Raw genomic sequence first — 15161 nt, 5'->3', positions numbered from 1 at the left:
TCACGCCGCCGGCAGGATGATCTCGAAGCGCGTGCCGCTCGCTGAGTCAACCAGCCGGATCGTGCCATCATGCGCTTTCAGGAGGGCCAGCACGATGCCGAGGCCCATACCGGTGCCGCCTGAATCGCGGCGCGTGGTGAAAAACGGCTCGAAGATGCGAGCCTGGTTGCTGGGCGAAATGCCGGCGCCGTCGTCGCTCACCTGGATCGTCGCCTTGCCGTCCGCGCTCGCCGCCGCAACGGAAACGAGCGTTGCGCCATGCCGCGCCGAATTGTCGATGAGATTGGCCAGCACGATTGCCGCGTTCTCGGCCGAGATGCGCAGGCCGATATCGCTGCCGGCCTCGAGGCGCATCGCCAGCCTGTCCTCGGCCGGCAGCAGCGCCAGCGCAGCACCGAGCGACGTGCTTTCGCCGCTCGGCTCGAGATTTTCGGCGCGCGCCAGGTCGAGCAGGCGGCGCACCAGAAGGTTGAGCCGGCCGGCATCGGTGACGATATTGTCCGAAAACCGCCGCCGCTCGGCCTCGTCCATCGCGCTGCCCGAATCGCGCAGCAGTTCGGCGGCCCCCTGGATCGCCGTCAGCGGCGATTTGAGCTCGTGCGAGACGTGGGTGGCAAAGGTCTGGATGCCGTCGGAGCGTGCGTGCAGCTTTTCGGCCATGTCGAGGAAAGCAGCAGAGAGTTCACCCATTTCGCGCGTGCCGTGGTGATCGAGCGGCCTGATCGCCGCGCGGTCGCCGGCGGCGATGCGTTTCGTGCGTTCCATCAGCGCATAGATCGGACGGCTGACGGCGCGCAGGAAGACCAGCCCGATCAGCAGCGCGCCGCCGAGGATGGCGATTGCCGCCAGCGCCACCTTGCCGCGCTCGCCATAGAGATGCTTGACGATGTTGTTCGGCGTCCGCGACAGATAGACGACGCCGGCGACCTTGCCGGAGACCGCAACCGGCATGGCCACGAAGACGCGAACCTTGGTGCCGCGGCTGACCGAATAGAGCGGCGGCGACGGCTGGTCGGGAACCCGCAGCCTGAGCGCGCTGGCGTAGCGGCCGGCAAGCGCTGCGCGAACCTCTTCGACAGCCGCGAGCGACAGGCCGGCCTCCTCACGGCCGGCGATGACCACGCCTCTGGGATCGAGCAGCCGGAAGCCGGCGAGCGTGGTCTTCTGCGTCTCGGCAAGAATGCCCGACAGGCGTGCGCCGATTGCCGCCAAGGCGGGATCGGCGCTGGCCGCGGTGGCCGCGGGCCGGGTCGGCAGGATCCCGTCGGACGCAAGATCGAGGCCCGGTTCGATCGGCTGGTAGGGAGAGGCCCGATCGCTGGTGTTGGGTGAAGGCACGGGTGCGCCTAGCTTTTCCGGGGCAAGGCCGGCCTCGCGAACCTCTTGCGCATAGATCGCGCCAAGGGCGGCGCCTTGGGCGATCAGCTCGGCCTCGGTCTGCCTGATCAGCTGGTTCTCGTAGAGCCGGAAGAAAAACAGGCCGGCCAGCGGCAGCGCCATCACCATGATCAGGATGGCGATGACGACCGTGGCGAGGCGAGGCCGCCATTTGCTGCCAATCAGTTCTTGGGCGCTCACGCGCCGCATCCGCCCAGCCGAAAACCGACGCCGTGCACGGTCTCGATCGCGTCGACGCAGCCGACGGCCGCCAGCTTGGCGCGGATATTGCGGATATGGCTGTCGACGGTGCGGTCTGCGACATGGATATTGGCCGCATAGGCGTTGGCCATCACCATGTCGCGGCCAAGCACATGCGCCGGCCGCGCCAAAAAGCCTTTCAGAATCGCGAATTCGATCGACGTCAGCGCCAGCGGCTTGCCGTCGAAGCTGGCTGTATGGCTTGCCGGAACCAGCAACAGTCTGCCATGCGAGAATTGCCGGTCGTCGGCTGGTTCCGGCGTGGGCCGGGAGCGGCGCAGGATGACGTTGACGCGGGCGACCAGCTCGCGCGGGCTGAACGGCTTGGTGACATAATCATCGCCGCCCATCTCCAGCCCGAGCACGCGGTCGATCTCTTCATCCCGCGCGGACAGGAACAGCACCGGCAGGTCGGATGTGTGGCGCAGCCGCCGGCACACTTCCAGCCCGTCCATTTCCGGCATGCCGATGTCGAGCACGACGAGATCGGGCGCATGGCGCTCTATCGCCTGCAGGGCAGCCGCGCCGTCCGGCACCGCCAGCGTTTTCATGCCGGCCTTTTCCAGCGCGAAGCAGATGATTTCGCGAATGTGCGGGTCGTCGTCGGCGACCAGTATGTGGTTCGGCATCAAATCAGCGGCCCGGCATGAAGGGTTCGGACATCGGAGGAACCACGAACGGGCCACGCCTGTCGAGGGCGCGGTTGAGCCGCCAGTCACGAAAGCTCCAGCCCCGCCAGTTTTCCTGGCCGGCGCGGAAGCGTGCTTCGTCCTGTGCATACCAGCCGGCGAGTTCGCGGATGGAGGCATCCTCCGCGGAAACCGTCCTGCTCTGGTGCTGGACGAAGCGATCGAGCGCTGGCAAGGCGCCGGGCCCGAGCGAGCGCAGGTACCAGACGTCGAGCTGGGTGCCTTGGCCGGTCATTTCGAAGCAATGGTCGACATTGTAGTTGGCGATCAGCGCGGCAAAGTTGATGAACGAGCAGGCATAGAGCGTCGCCGATAGCGTCAGAAGATTGGCGGCAAACAGCCATTCGTTGGACTTTTCGCGCGCGATGCGGGCTATGATCAGGACAAGGCCCGCCGCCACCAGCCCCATCCAGACGAACGCAGCGACACGCCAATAGGTCAGCGCATAGATACCGACATAGAGATCGAGCCGCAGGATCGACGAGACCACCAGGAGGATGTTCTGCGCCACCCAGGCATAAACCAGCCGGCGGATGAGCGGATCGCCGGAGGTCGCACTTCCCGGCCGCAGCGCCGCCAGCACGAAGCCGGCGGCCAGCAGCGCCGTGACGATCAGCGGATAGGCGCCGCGATGCGCGTAGGCGGCATAGGTCAGCCGGTCTGGAAGCGCGATGCCGCCCCACAGATAGGTGGCGTCGAGTGCGCTCTGCACCGCGAACAGGATGTTGAAGACGACGAGCGCGCGGAGGATAGCGGCCTTGCCGAAGACGATGTCCTCGATGGTGGTCCTGGTGGCCGGCGTCGCCGGTGCGCTGGCTGGCGACACCCTGCGGCGGCGGAGAAAGCGCGGCAGGCGCGGCTGCAGAAATGCCCAGACGCAGGCAAGCACGAACAGCCAGAAGGCGAGACGTGGCAGCTGGACGAGGTCGAGCAGTGCCATCAGGTCGATCAGCGAGAACCAATATTCAATGACCGGATTGGCGGCGCCGAACAGCGCGAGGAACACTGCGCCGAGGCCCAGCGGCATGACCCAGACGGCGATCGCCGCAAGGCGCACGCGCCGCCGGCCAAGCCGCCGCGCCGCCGTGCGCCAGCGGAAGAAATCAAGGACGAGCCGAAATGGCGTTGCAAGCAGGAACAGCGAGAGTTGGCCGGCAATACGGGCAAGGCCGCGCCGCAACCGTCCGGCCAGTGAAAGCGCGAAGATGGCCAGCCCCGCCAGCGCGATCGAGACGGACAGTGCGCTGACATTTTCCACAAGCGGCAGCAGCGCCATGAGCAGCGCAACCGGCTTGAACCAGAATTTGCCATCGTTGAAGGAGCCGAGAGGATGGAGAGCCATGCTCGCCGCGGCAATCGCAACGCCGAACAGGAAAAGCGTGATGCCCGCCGGTTGGCCATAGAAGAAAAAATCGGCCAGCGCGACGAGCAGGACGGCAACGCCGAAGCGGTTGCAATAGCTCGGCGCCGCCGGGAGGAATACTATCATGATCGGGCTTTCTCGGCGGCTTTGATGCGGCCGGTGGGCGGGGATTTCCGGACGAAAGGGAGGAGGTTTACCGAAGTCCGGGGCGGATCGACGAGCCACCAGCTTTCGCGGCGAAGCCGGTACGGCAGGGACCAACGGGAGTTCGTTTGCTCTTGCATGCCGCCCTTGTCGCATCCGGTCGGGTGGCAAGCGGGGCGGAGACGAGGAGATTTTCCGAAGTTGCGTGCAGTTTTTATGCACGGCTTGCCTCGGCCGGCTGCAGACGGCATAGATCGGAGATGACCACCGAAAGCTACCGCCCGCGCCGCTCGGTGCTTTACGTCCCGGCTTCGAACGACAAGGCGCTGGCCAAGATCCAATCGCTGGCCTGCGATACCGTCGTCATCGATCTCGAGGACGCCGTCGCCCCGGCCGACAAGCCTTCCGCGCGCGAAAAGCTGGTGGCGATTTTCGCCGGCCATTCCAACCGGCGCTGCGAGATGGTCGTGCGCATCAACGCGCTGTCGAGCGAGTGGGGCGGCGCCGACCTGCTGGCCGCGGCAAAATGCTCGCCCGACGCCATCCTGCTGCCCAAGGTCGACACGCCGCGCGACATTCTCGAGGCCGGCGACGTGCTCGACGACAATTTTATCGCCGACGAAGTCAAGCTATGGGCGATGATCGAGACGCCCAGGGCGCTGCTCAATATCGGGCCGATCGCTGAGCTCGGCCGCGACCCGGCCTCTCGACTGGTTTGTTTCGTTGCCGGAACGAACGACCTGGTCAAGGACACCGGCATTCTCGCCACGCCCGATCGGCGCTATCTCGTTCCATGGCTGATGCAGATGGTGCTCGCCGCGCGCGCCGGCGGCCTCGACCTGCTCGATGGTGTCTTCAATGATTTTCGCGATATGGACGGGTTTGCGCGCGAGTGCACGGAAGCGGCCGCCATGGGTTTTGACGGCAAGTCGCTGATCCATCCGGCTCAGATCGAAGCCGCGAACCGCGCCTTTGCACCGTCGCCCGAAGCAATAGCCGAAGCGCGCGCGGTCAAGGATGCCTTCGCGCTCGCCCAAAATACCGGTAGGGCGGTAGTTGCGCTGAACGGCAAGATGGTCGAGCGGCTGCATCTGGCGCAGGCCGAAAAACTGCTGGCGAAGGCCGCCGCTGTTCGCGCATGACTAACGCAACTGACGACAGGATTGAAGAATGAAACTCTACCGTTTTCTGTCCGGTCCGGACGATTCCAGCTTCTGCCACAAGGTGACGGCGGCGTTGAACAAGGGCTGGCACCTGTTCGGCTCGCCGACCTATGCCTATGACCAGGAAGCCAAGACCATGCGCTGCGGCCAGGCCGTGGTGAAGGACATCGAGGGCCAGGAATACGGCCCCGACACCAAGCTCAGCGATTGGTAGGGAGGTTCGCTGAAGCGCTCGTCCTTCGTCATCCTAGGGCGTAGCAGTCGCGAAGCGACGTCGCGGAGTACCCTAGGATCCATGCCGTTACCTCTGCCGAAGGGCACGGCGGATCAGGATTAGTCTAGTGTGATCTACCACCGATCGGGATAGCCCCGTTACCCAGAACGGGATGATGAGCGTTCGGTTCTGCACCGCCGGCGCACTGCATCACTATCACGGCATGGATCCTGGGGTCTGCGCCGCGTCGCTTCGCTCCTTGCTCCGCCCCAGGATGACGAGGAGCGGGGTCGCTCACTCCGCTGCCTCTTCGATCTTCTCCATATCGTCGTCCGACAGGCCGAAATGGTGGCCGATCTCGTGGATCAGCACATGGGTGACGATGTCGCCCAGCGTTTCCTCGTTCTCGGCCCAGTAGTCGAGGATGGCGCGACGATAGAGGGTGATGCGGTTCGGCCCCTCGCCGGTCTGCGGATTCCAGCGCTCGGCGATGCCGCGCCCCTCGAACAGGCCGAGCAGGTCGAAGGGCGTTTCCAGCGAAAGGTCGTCCATGATCTCGTCGGTCGGGAATTCGGCGATCTGAATGACGATCTCGCCGGTCAACTTGCGAAAGTCCTCCGGCAGATGGGCATAGGCCTCCAGCGCCAGGAGCTCGATTTCCTCCATCGTTGGCGAAAGCTGGTCGTGCCAGATGCGTGTTTGGTAGATGCGAGCCATGCTTTGTCCTTTGATCCCGGCATATAGGCTTTCAGGCCGAACTCGGCAAATGGTCGGGCTGCCGCCTTTGCCCCAGGATCATAAGCAGGAATAAATTCAGCGTGTCGTAATTCGCGTACGCACTGAGGAGGTGGTACCGTGCTGAACAAATTTCGAGCCGATGAGTCGACGGAAATGGTGGAAGGCGCGTCCTAGAGTTCCGCGACACCTTTCTTGCCCCTCGGGAAGGTTTGGTGGTCGTGATTGAGGTCTACCTAGACGAATCTGGCACTGACCATGACTCGCAAATTCTTTCCGTATCCGCCGTTTGGGCTTCAAAAGAAGACTGGCAGATCTGGACCCTCGAGTGGATCGTGGCGAAGGCGCCGATAAAAATTCACCACTCGGTCGATTGCCATAACAGGCATGGGGAGTACGAAGGGTGGACCCGTGAAGAGCGAGATAGACACGTCAAGCGCATCCTGCCGGTAGTCAAAAACCACTACATTCGGGGCATTATCGCCGCCGTCGACAGGCGGAAACTGAGCGAGGTCTTGGCTCACAAACATAGCTTAGCCATCAAGCCGGAAGACATGGTACGCGGCTGGTACTACATCTGCCTGCAATGGGCCCTTCGCAGCACGTGGGAGAAACTCGCATCGGAAGGCCACGATAACATCGCATTCGTCCATGAAGCCAACCAGTACAGCGCGGCGGCGACTGAGGCGTTCCAGCAAGTCCAGCGGCATTTTCCGGGAAAATCGGCGACTTTCAATTTCGGCTCAAAAACTAGGCACCCACCGCTTCAATGCGCAGACGTATTGGCATATGAGGGGAACCATCAAATGAGGAATTTTCGCGGTCCCCTACGAAAAACCCTCCAAGCTATCGACCCTAGCTTCAGCCGCTTTAGCTTTCGCAAATATGACGATGAAGAAGTCGATCAAATCGCCGACTTTACCGCCCAATATTTGAGACGCGTCGCTTCAGAATTGGCTTCAGGCTAGAGTCAAAAGCCGCCCCCTTTTTATCAACCCCAGGCTCCCGAGCGGTTTCCTTGAAAAGCTCGGATTGCTCTTTCTGGGAATAAATTCCCCATGACTCCGCTTGACTCTTCGGGCGGCCTCTGGAATCTATAGGAACATAACGGGAACAATTGTGAGTGGAAGCTGACCGTCATGGCGACAAGCGCCGTGGCGCGGGAGACTGTTTTTGCCCTGCGCCGCCAGATCGCGAAGATCGAAGGGACCTTGCCCGAGCGCCTGGAGGCGCCGGCCAGTTCGTCGTTTGACGCGGATGTCCCTCGTCAGAGTCTGACACCCTCTCGGCATCCGACACCCGCTCGGAATCTGACCATTGTCCGGCGCGGCCTCGCCGTGGCGCCGCCCGATGCGTTTTTGCGCACCGGCGCCGAGCGCCTCGATGCTGCGCTGAGCGGCGGCCTGCCGAAGGCGGCGGTGAGCGAGTTTCATGGCGCCGCGACCCGCGATGCCGGGGTCGTTGCCGGTTTTGCCTTGTCGCTCGTCAGCCTGATCCTAAGCCAGGGGCCGCGATTGCCGGTGCTGTGGATCGGCACATCAGAGGTTTTCCGCGAGGCCGGCTTTCCCTATGCCAGGGGGCTTCACGCCTTCTTCGGCATCGAGCCGGAGCAATTGCTGTTTTCCGAGGCGCCAAGGCTGCTCGATGCGCTGTGGATCGCCGAGGAGGCTGCCCGGATGACGGCGCTGGCCGCCGTCATCCTCGAAATCCGCGGCAGCCCGCAGCGGCTTGACCTCACCGCGACGCGGCGGCTGCACGCCCGCGCGCAGAGTGCGGGCCGGCCGCTGTTCCTGCTGCGCCAGGCCGGCGAGCCCGAACCGACGGCAGCGCCCGTCCGCCTCATCCTGTCGGCGGCACCGGCGGCAACGCGTAAGACGCTTGCCGGGCCGCTCGCCGGCTCGATCGGCCGGCCCGCCTTCACCGTCGCCATCGGCAAGAGCCGCACGGCCTTGCCCGGAAAATTCACACTGGAGTGGAACCCCGATGAACGCATATTCGAAGAAAGACGGGGCGAGCAAGGAAGGTCTCAGGAATGGGCCCCAGAACGGCCAAAGAATCCTATCCCTGTGGTTTCCGCATCTCGCCGCCGAGAGAATCCTGCGGCAGCGTCTGGGGCGGTCCTGGCGTTCCCGGCCGTCGGATCACCTGCCGCTGGTGATCAGTCACCGCGACCGGAACGCCCAGCGCATCGCCGCCCTCGACGAGCGGGCCGAGGCGCTTAATCTGAAGCGCGGCATGGGCATAGCCGACGCACGCGCCATGCATCCCTCGATCGACATCGTGGAGGCCGATCCGGAGGCCGACCGGCGCCTGCTCGAAGGCCTCGCCGACTGGTGCGACCGCTATACCCCGCTGGTGGCGCTTGACGGGACCGACGGCCTCTATCTCGACGTCACCGGCTGCACCCATCTTTTCGGCGGCGAACGCTCGATGCTGGACGATATCCTGTCGCGTTTTTTCCATCAGGGCTTCGATGTCCGCGCCGGGCTTGCCGCCACGCCTGGGGCTGCCTGGGCGGCGGCGCGGTTTGCTGGCGACCGCATCGTGCCCGATGGTAAGGAGGAAGCGCTTCTCGCGCCCTTGCCGCTGGCGGCGCTGCGCATCGACCCGGAGGTACGCGCCAGCCTCGAAAGCGTCGGCCTGCGCACGGCGGGCGCCGTCATGGCGGCATCGCGCGCGCCGCTGGCCCGCCGCTTCGGCGCATCGCTGCTCTTGCGTCTCGACCAGGCGCTTGGCCGCCTCGAGGAGGCCGTGTCGCCGCGCCTGCCGGTCGCACCGCTTTCGGTCGAGCGTCACCTTGCCGAGCCGATCATGCTGACCGAGGACATCGAGCGGCTGACCGGCATGCTGGCGACCACCTTGAAGAGCGACCTCGAGCGTCGCGGCGAGGGCGCAAGGCGGCTGGCGCTGCTGCTTTTCCGCGTCGATGGCGGCGTCAGCCGCATCGCCGTCGGCACCTCGCGGCCTCTGCGCGAGCCGCGGCTGATCCAGAAATTGTTCCACGAAAGGCTTGCCGCGCTCGAACAGGATATCGACGCCGGCTATGGCTTCGATCTCGTGCGCCTTTCGGTGCTGACCGCCGCCGCCTTCGACATGCAGCAGGCCGACCTTGCCGGCGAGACGAGCGACGACGGTGCCGATATCGCGCTTTTTGCCGACCGCATCCGCGCCCGGCTCGGCGAAGGTGCGGTCTTGAAACCGGTCGCCGTCGAGAGCCATCTGCCGGAGCGCGCCGTCGCCACCCTTCCCTTCGCGGAAGTGCCGCAGAGAACCTCGCCGCCGAAGCAGCCGGACAAGGCGAAGGACGCTCCCACGACCGTCTTCCAGCCGGAACGGCCGATCCGGCTTTTCCGTGCGCCCGAGCCGATCGAGGTGCCGGCCACCGAAATGCCGGAAGGCCCGCCTTTGAACTTCCGCTGGCGGCGCGCGCTCTACCGGGTCGCGCGCGCCGAAGGGCCGGAGCGCATCGCGCCGGAATGGTGGCGAGGGGCGGCGGGACGAGAAGATGCCCCGACCCGGGATTATTTCCGCATCGAGGATGCCGACGGCCGCCGTTACTGGCTCTATCGCCAGGGCCTTTACGGCGCCTCTCAAGTCCCGCCGCGCTGGTTCATGCATGGGATCTTCGCATGAATGCGCTGACGGCCATCCCCTATGCCGAATTCGGCATTCAGTCGAACTTCTCGTTCCTGCGCGGTGCCTCGAAACCGGAGGAGCTGGTGGTCGCGGCAAAATTCCTGGGGTTTTCGGCGATCGGTCTCGCCGACCGAAACACGGTGGCGGGCGTGGTGCGCGCCTGGCAGCAGGCCAAGGTGGAGGGTGTTTCCTATCATCCCGGCTGCCGCCTGGTTTTTTGCGACGGCACGCCGGACATCCTCGCCTACCCGCAGGACCGCAAGGGCTGGGGTCATCTGTGCCGCATGCTGACGCAGGCCAATCTGCGCGACGAGAACGAAAAGGGCGCAGCGCTTCTCAAACAGAGCGATCTTCTCGAATGGGGCGATCTCCTGTCGCTGGCCATACTGCCGGATCTGTCGGCGGACGCGGAAGCTGGCCTCGAACTGATTAGCCGGCTCAGGGATCGCTTCGGCGAAAACCTGAGGCTGGCGGTTTCGCCGGATTACCGCGGTAACGACCGCTTCCGTATCGAGCAGGCGGCGGCGATGGCCGAGCTGGCCGGCATCCCGCTGATGGCCACCAACGACGTGCTCTACCATACGTCGGAACGGCGCCCGCTGCAGGACGTGCTGACGGCGATCCGCCTCAATGTGCCCGTCGCCGAGGTGGGGCTGGAGCTGGCGGCCAATGCCGAGCGTCACTTAAAGCCGCCGCTGGAGATGGCACGGCTTTTCCGCAGGCATCCGCAAGCGCTGGCGGAAACGCTGCGTTTTGCCGGCGAGCTGACCTTCTCGCTCAGTGATCTGCAATACAACTATCCCGACGAGCCGACGGAATCGGGCCTCGGGCCGCAGGCCGAGCTGGAAAGGCTGGCCAAGGAGGGGGCCGCCATCCGCTACCCCTCGGGCGTGCCCGCTTTTGTGACGCAACGCATCGAGGAGGAGCTCGCCCTGATCGAGCGCCTGAACTACGCGCGCTATTTCCTGACTGTCCACGACATCGTCAAATTCGCCCGCAGCCAGAACATTCTCTGCCAGGGGCGCGGCTCCGCCGCCAACTCGATCGTCTGCTTCTGCATCGGCATCACCGAAGTTGGCCCGGACAAGATCGACACGCTTTTCGAGCGCTTCATTTCCGAGGAAAGAAACGAACCGCCCGACATCGACGTCGATTTCGAGCATGAAAAGCGCGAGGAGGTCATCCAGTACATCTATTCCAAATACAGTACCAAGCGCACCGCGCTGGCCGCTGCCGTCGTCAGCTACCGGGGCCGCTCGGCGATGCGCGAAGTGGCCAAGGCGATGGGCCTGTCGGACGACGTCCGCAGCGCGCTGTCCAGTTCGATCTGGGGCTGGTCGACCTCGGAACTCGGCGAAAAGGAGACAAAAGCCGGCGGCCTCGATCAGACCGATCCATCGACAAGGCACGTGATCGAATGCGCCAACGAGATCATGGGCTTTCCCCGTCATTTGTCGCAGCATGTCGGCGGTTTTGTCATCACCAGGGACCGGCTCGACGAGATCGTGCCCATCGTCAAGACGGCGATGGACGAGCGCAAGATGGTCGAGTGGGACAAGGACGACCTCGACGCGGTGAAAATCCTTAAAGTGGACGTGCTGGCGCTCGGCATGCTGACCTGCCTGCAGCGCGCCTTCACCCTGCTCCGGGATCATTATCCGGAGGCGCGGGACGATTACGGCCAACCCTATGTGCTGGCCACTCTGCCTGCCGAGGACAAGCGTGTCTACGACATGATCTGCCGCGCCGACACGATCGGCGTCTTCCAGATCGAATCCCGCGCGCAGATGTCGATGCTGCCGCGGCTGCGGCCGAAAAACTTTTACGATCTCGTCATCGAGGTGGCGATCGTGCGGCCCGGCCCGATCCAGGGCGACATGGTCCATCCCTATCTGCGCCGCCGGCAAGGCAAGGAAAAACCCGAATACCCCAAGCCGGAACTGGAAAAAATCCTCGGCAGGACGCTGGGCGTGCCGTTGTTCCAGGAGCAGGCGATGAAGATCGCCATCGTCGCCGGCGGCTTCAGGCCGGGCGAGGCCGATGAACTGCGCCGCGCCATGGCGACGTTCAAGCGCACCGGCACGATCGGCAATTACCGCAAGAGAATGGTCGACGGCATGGTCGCCAAGGGCTACGAAAAAGACTTCGCCGAGCGCTGCTTCAAACAGATCGAAGGCTTTGGCGAATACGGCTTTCCCGAAAGCCACGCCGCCTCCTTCGCCCTGCTGGTCTATGCCTCCTGCTGGTTCAAGACCTTCTATCCCGACGTGTTCTGTGCCGCGATCCTCAATTCCCAGCCGATGGGGTTTTACCAGCCGGCTCAGCTTGTCCGCGACGCGCATGACCACGGCGTCGAGATCCGCGACGTCGACGTCAATTTTTCCGGCTGGGATTGCGCCTTGGAGAAATCGCCTTTCGATCCGGATCGTATCCTTGACCGCCATGCCCAGATGCGCGGCGTCATCCGGACCAGCCATGCCGTCCGGCTGGGTTTTCGCCAGGTCAAGGGCCTGTCGAAGGAGCGCATGGAGACCTTTGTGCTGCGACGCGGCGACGGCTACGCATCCGTGCGCGATGTCTGGCTGCGCTCGGGCCTCAACGTCGACGAGATCGAAAAACTGGCACAGGCCGACGCTTTCCGCTCGCTTGGATTGAACCGCCGCGACGCTCTATGGGCGGTCCGCGCGCTCGACGGCAAGAGTGCCGCCGAAAAGCTGCCGCTGTTCGATCAGCCGGCGATCCGCTTGCGCGATCTCGAGCCTGAAACCCGGCTCCCGGCAATGCCGCTCGGCGAGCACGTCGTCCACGACTACCGCTCGCTCGGCCTGTCGCTGAAGGCGCACCCGGTCGCCTTCCTGCGTCAAAGGCTGGATCGGTCCGGCGTCACGCCCAATGCGCGGCTCGGCCAGGTGCGGGACGGCCGCCGCGTTTCGGTCGCCGGCCTCGTGCTGGTGCGGCAGCGGCCGGGCAATGGCAAGGCGATTTTCCTGACGCTGGAAGACGAGAATGCGGTCGCCAATATCATTTTCTGGGAAAGAACCTTCAACCGCTTCCGCCCCATCGTCATGGGCGCGCGTTTCATCCGCGTCACCGGCAAGCTGCAATCGGAATCGGACGTCATCCATATCGTCGCCGAGAAGGTCGAGGATCTGACGCCGTGGCTGTCGGTGCTGCTCGAGGAGGCAAGGCTTGTGGATGAACCTTCGAGCGGCCCCGAGGAGAAGCGGCCCGATAGCATCGCGCAAACGGAACTATTGGGAAAGGCAGAGAAGGTCATGCCCAAAGGGCGCAATTTTCAGTAGAACATGGCTGGCTATTGGCCTCTTCTCTTCGTCAGGCCGTTCCGCCCAGGCGCGGTGGCGTGGGCACGGCATCGTCAATGGTGATCGTACGTGCCTCCGAGGGCAGCATGATCGGAATGCCGTCCCGCACCGGATAGGCAAGCTTTGCCACCCGCGAGATAAGCTCGCCGCGCTCCGGATCCCAGGCAAGCGGCCCCTTGGTCAGCGGGCAGGCCAAGAGTTCCAGCAGCTTGGGATCGACAGTCCTGTTCCCGTCACGTCCATCCGCCATTCGATCCATCCTTTCCACAAGGCGACCGCTTCAGGTTTTTGCGCGTGGCCTCCCCTTCTCCCTTGTGGGAGAAGGAGGGCCAACCTACTGCAAACTCGAACCGAAATCCTCATTGTCGCGCGCCAGCGCCATTTCGGTGATGGCGATCAGGGTCTCGGCGCGTGTCTTCAGATCGGCCGCTTCGAGCAGCGCCTGTTTCTCGGCCGGCCCGTAGGGTGCCATCATCGACAGTGCGTTGACCAGCATGGCGTTTTCGGCGCGGCTGACGCTCTCCCAGTCGGCCTCCAGATCGTTGGCCTGCAGATAGGCGCGAAACGCTTTCAGCAGCGCCGGCCGGTCGATCTCGGCGTCTGCCTGCTCCTCGTCGAGATCGGCGAGAAAAGGTGCCAGCCGGCACTGGCGGAACGGCGTCTTGACCGTGAGTTCCTGAACAATGCGGAACCGGCACACGCCCTGCAGCGAAATCAGGTAACGGCCGTCGCCGCTCTCGGACAGCGCAATGATGCGCCCGGCACAGCCGACATTGCAGAGCTCCGGCTCGCCGTCTGGACGCAGCGCACCGTCGAGGCTGGGCTGGATCATGCCGATCAGCCGCGGCCCGGCGATCGCTTCGTCGACCATCTGCAGATAGCGCGGCTCGAAGATGTTGAGCGGCATACGGCCTCCCGGCAACAGCAATGCGCCCTCAAGCGGAAAGATCGGCATGGTCGACGGTAAGTCCGCAGCGAGCCGGTAATGCGCGTTTCCCGCCTGCACCTCAATCCTCCGATCGCTTTGTCAGGAAGCGCACCAAATCCGTCTCCTCCCGGCCGGCACAAGGCGCAACACCGGAAACCTGAAATCGAACGCCGTCCGAAAACCTAATCTGGCGCAGCTGCCGCCCACCGCAAGCCCGCGCGACAAAACAGTCTGCGCCGGCTCAGGAAAACAGCAGCGACGACAATTTGCGCCGTGCCGACAGCGTTGCTTCGTCGGTCATGCCCCATGCCTCGAAGAGCTGCAGCAACTGGGTTCTGGCGCCGTCGTCGTTCCACGAGCGGTCTGCCTTGATGATCGCCAGCAGATTGTCGGCCGCCGCCATGCGATCACCCTTGCCGTTCTGGATCATGGCAAGCTCGAACCGTGCCTGGTGATCCCCGGGATTTTCGGCCAGCCGCCGTTCCAGTTCCGCCGGATTGCCGAGCACTGCTGCTTGCGCGGCGAGCGCCATTTTGGCCCGCAGCGCGGCGAGCTGGGGCGCATCCTTCTTCGCTTCCGGCGCCCGCGCCAGCACCGCCTCGGCACCTTCGGCATCGCCGGCCTCGAACAGCAGGTCGCCCAAGCCGGCGATCGCCTCGATCGTCTCCGGCGCCTGTTCCAGGATGGCATCGTAGATGTCGGCCGCTGTCTGCACATCCCCGGCGTCGCGCGCCTCGGCAGCCGCGGCCAGCGCTTCGGCCACTTGCGGCGCGCCACCGTTCTTGCCGCCAACCTTCTGGATGAATTGCGTGATCTGGCTCTCGGGAATGGCGCCCATGAAGCCGTCGACCGGCTGGCCGTCCTTGAAGGCAATGACCGCCGGTATCGACTGGATGCCAAGCTGGCCGGCGATCGACGGATGGTCGTCGATATTCATCTTGACCAGCTTGACCTTGCCGCCGGCGGCTTTCACCGCCTTCTCCAGCAGCGGCGTCAATTGCTTGCAGGGACCGCACCACGGCGCCCAGAAATCGACCAGCACCGGCTGGCGACGCGATTCCTGGATGACGTCTGCAGCAAATCCAGCGGTCGTTGTGTCCTTGATGACGTCGGCCGGCGCCTTCGCAAGCGCGACCTTCTCACGCGCGGCATCGGTGCCGCCATATTGCACGGTGGTGGCATACTGGCGGCCATTGCTGCCAAATGGGCCGCCAAAGGGGTTGCTATCGCTCATCTCTCGTCGCCTTTCGGTCGCGCCGCCGGCCAAGGGACGGGCGCAACATCCTTCTTTAGAACCCGGTTTCAGTCACCCCGGTCTTAGTCACCCA

Annotated in this window: 13 protein-coding genes; 6 read left to right on the top strand and 7 right to left on the bottom strand. The window is 64.3% G+C overall.

Translation table 11 applies throughout. The features are described 5' to 3' along the window. From NKH42_RS10865 to NKH42_RS10855, 3 genes are read right to left on the bottom strand one after another with little or no spacing between them, the layout of a single operon-like run. Positions 1–1587: an ATP-binding protein gene (locus NKH42_RS10865; RefSeq protein WP_352690945.1), complete on the bottom strand. Its 1587-nt coding sequence runs from the start codon at positions 1585–1587 to the stop codon at positions 1–3. Next, complete coding sequence (locus NKH42_RS10860) at positions 1575–2267, bottom strand: response regulator transcription factor (RefSeq protein ID WP_352507373.1); 693 nt, start codon at positions 2265–2267, stop codon at positions 1575–1577. Before NKH42_RS10860 ends, NKH42_RS10865 begins: the two co-directional genes overlap by 13 nt. A 4-nt stretch (positions 2268–2271) precedes the next feature. Beyond that, entirely contained in the window at positions 2272–3816 is a 1545-nt protein-coding gene (locus NKH42_RS10855; RefSeq protein ID WP_352507374.1) for a DUF4153 domain-containing protein, read from the bottom strand. A 278-nt stretch (positions 3817–4094) separates the two neighbouring features. Between NKH42_RS10855 and NKH42_RS10850 the strand changes: the two genes are divergently transcribed. After that, positions 4095–4976, top strand: coding sequence for an HpcH/HpaI aldolase/citrate lyase family protein (locus NKH42_RS10850; protein WP_352507375.1), 882 nt, complete (start codon positions 4095–4097; stop codon positions 4974–4976). Positions 4977–5004: 28 nt separating this feature from the next. Further along, positions 5005–5211: a DUF1737 domain-containing protein gene (locus NKH42_RS10845; RefSeq protein WP_352470863.1), complete on the top strand. Its 207-nt coding sequence runs from the start codon at positions 5005–5007 to the stop codon at positions 5209–5211. A 294-nt stretch (positions 5212–5505) separates the two neighbouring features. Here the strand turns inward: NKH42_RS10845 and NKH42_RS10840 are convergent, their stop codons facing one another. Continuing rightward, positions 5506–5928: a metallopeptidase family protein gene (locus tag NKH42_RS10840; protein WP_023680515.1), complete on the bottom strand. Its 423-nt coding sequence runs from the start codon at positions 5926–5928 to the stop codon at positions 5506–5508. A gap of 233 nt (positions 5929–6161) precedes the next feature. On the opposite strand from NKH42_RS10840, the gene NKH42_RS10835 reads away from it, so the two are divergent. The 4 genes from NKH42_RS10835 (at position 6162) to NKH42_RS10820 (ending at position 12884) form a co-directional block, all read left to right on the top strand. Then, positions 6162–6914, top strand: coding sequence for a DUF3800 domain-containing protein (locus tag NKH42_RS10835; protein ID WP_352507376.1), 753 nt, complete (start codon positions 6162–6164; stop codon positions 6912–6914). 171 nt (positions 6915–7085) lie between these two features. Continuing rightward, complete coding sequence (locus NKH42_RS10830; protein WP_352507377.1) at positions 7086–8168, top strand: ImuA family protein; 1083 nt, start codon at positions 7086–7088, stop codon at positions 8166–8168. Then, on the top strand, positions 8101–9579 hold the full coding sequence (locus NKH42_RS10825) for a DUF6504 family protein (protein ID WP_352974071.1): 1479 nt from the start codon (positions 8101–8103) through the stop codon (positions 9577–9579). The genes NKH42_RS10830 and NKH42_RS10825 overlap by 68 nt, the downstream gene beginning before the upstream one ends. Next, a complete protein-coding gene (locus NKH42_RS10820; protein WP_352507379.1) occupies positions 9576–12884 on the top strand; it encodes an error-prone DNA polymerase in 3309 nt (1102 codons plus the stop codon). Before NKH42_RS10825 ends, NKH42_RS10820 begins: the two co-directional genes overlap by 4 nt. A gap of 31 nt (positions 12885–12915) precedes the next feature. On the opposite strand, the gene NKH42_RS10815 is transcribed toward NKH42_RS10820, so the two are convergent. The 3 genes from NKH42_RS10815 to trxA all read right to left on the bottom strand — a co-directional run bounded on the left by NKH42_RS10815 (position 12916) and on the right by trxA (position 15067). Then, the gene (locus NKH42_RS10815) at positions 12916–13155 is read right to left on the bottom strand and encodes a Trm112 family protein (RefSeq protein ID WP_352507380.1); all 240 of its coding nucleotides are present in this window, start codon (positions 13153–13155) and stop codon (positions 12916–12918) included. A gap of 84 nt (positions 13156–13239) precedes the next feature. Next, a complete protein-coding gene (locus NKH42_RS10810; protein WP_023675985.1) occupies positions 13240–13911 on the bottom strand; it encodes an LON peptidase substrate-binding domain-containing protein in 672 nt (223 codons plus the stop codon). A 163-nt stretch (positions 13912–14074) separates the two neighbouring features. Beyond that, positions 14075–15067 carry a thioredoxin gene (trxA, locus tag NKH42_RS10805; RefSeq protein ID WP_352507381.1) on the bottom strand — a complete coding sequence of 331 codons (993 nt, stop codon included), beginning with the start codon at positions 15065–15067 and terminating at the stop codon, positions 14075–14077. Between the last annotated feature and the right edge of the window lie 94 nt (positions 15068–15161).

This window comes from Mesorhizobium sp. M1142 (assembly GCF_040318565.1).
Lineage (GTDB): Bacteria > Pseudomonadota > Alphaproteobacteria > Rhizobiales > Rhizobiaceae > Mesorhizobium.
Note: the sequence above shows the minus strand (reverse complement) of the source record. Positions and strands in the feature narration are given on the sequence as shown.

What these genes read in the sequence shown, in the direction of transcription:
- NKH42_RS10865 (WP_352690945.1), bottom strand. Translation starts at nt 1,587, where the DNA reads ATGCGGCGCGTGAGCGCCCAAGAACTGATTGGCAGCAAATGGCGGCCT.
- NKH42_RS10860 (WP_352507373.1), bottom strand. Translation starts at nt 2,267, where the DNA reads ATGCCGAACCACATACTGGTCGCCGACGACGACCCGCACATTCGCGAA.
- NKH42_RS10855 (WP_352507374.1), bottom strand. Translation starts at nt 3,816, where the DNA reads ATGATAGTATTCCTCCCGGCGGCGCCGAGCTATTGCAACCGCTTCGGC.
- NKH42_RS10850 (WP_352507375.1), top strand. Translation starts at nt 4,095, where the DNA reads ATGACCACCGAAAGCTACCGCCCGCGCCGCTCGGTGCTTTACGTCCCG.
- NKH42_RS10845 (WP_352470863.1), top strand. Translation starts at nt 5,005, where the DNA reads ATGAAACTCTACCGTTTTCTGTCCGGTCCGGACGATTCCAGCTTCTGC.
- NKH42_RS10840 (WP_023680515.1), bottom strand. Translation starts at nt 5,928, where the DNA reads ATGGCTCGCATCTACCAAACACGCATCTGGCACGACCAGCTTTCGCCA.
- NKH42_RS10830 (WP_352507377.1), top strand. Translation starts at nt 7,086, where the DNA reads ATGGCGACAAGCGCCGTGGCGCGGGAGACTGTTTTTGCCCTGCGCCGC.
- NKH42_RS10820 (WP_352507379.1), top strand. Translation starts at nt 9,576, where the DNA reads ATGAATGCGCTGACGGCCATCCCCTATGCCGAATTCGGCATTCAGTCG.
- NKH42_RS10815 (WP_352507380.1), bottom strand. Translation starts at nt 13,155, where the DNA reads ATGGCGGATGGACGTGACGGGAACAGGACTGTCGATCCCAAGCTGCTG.
- trxA (WP_352507381.1), bottom strand. Translation starts at nt 15,067, where the DNA reads ATGAGCGATAGCAACCCCTTTGGCGGCCCATTTGGCAGCAATGGCCGC.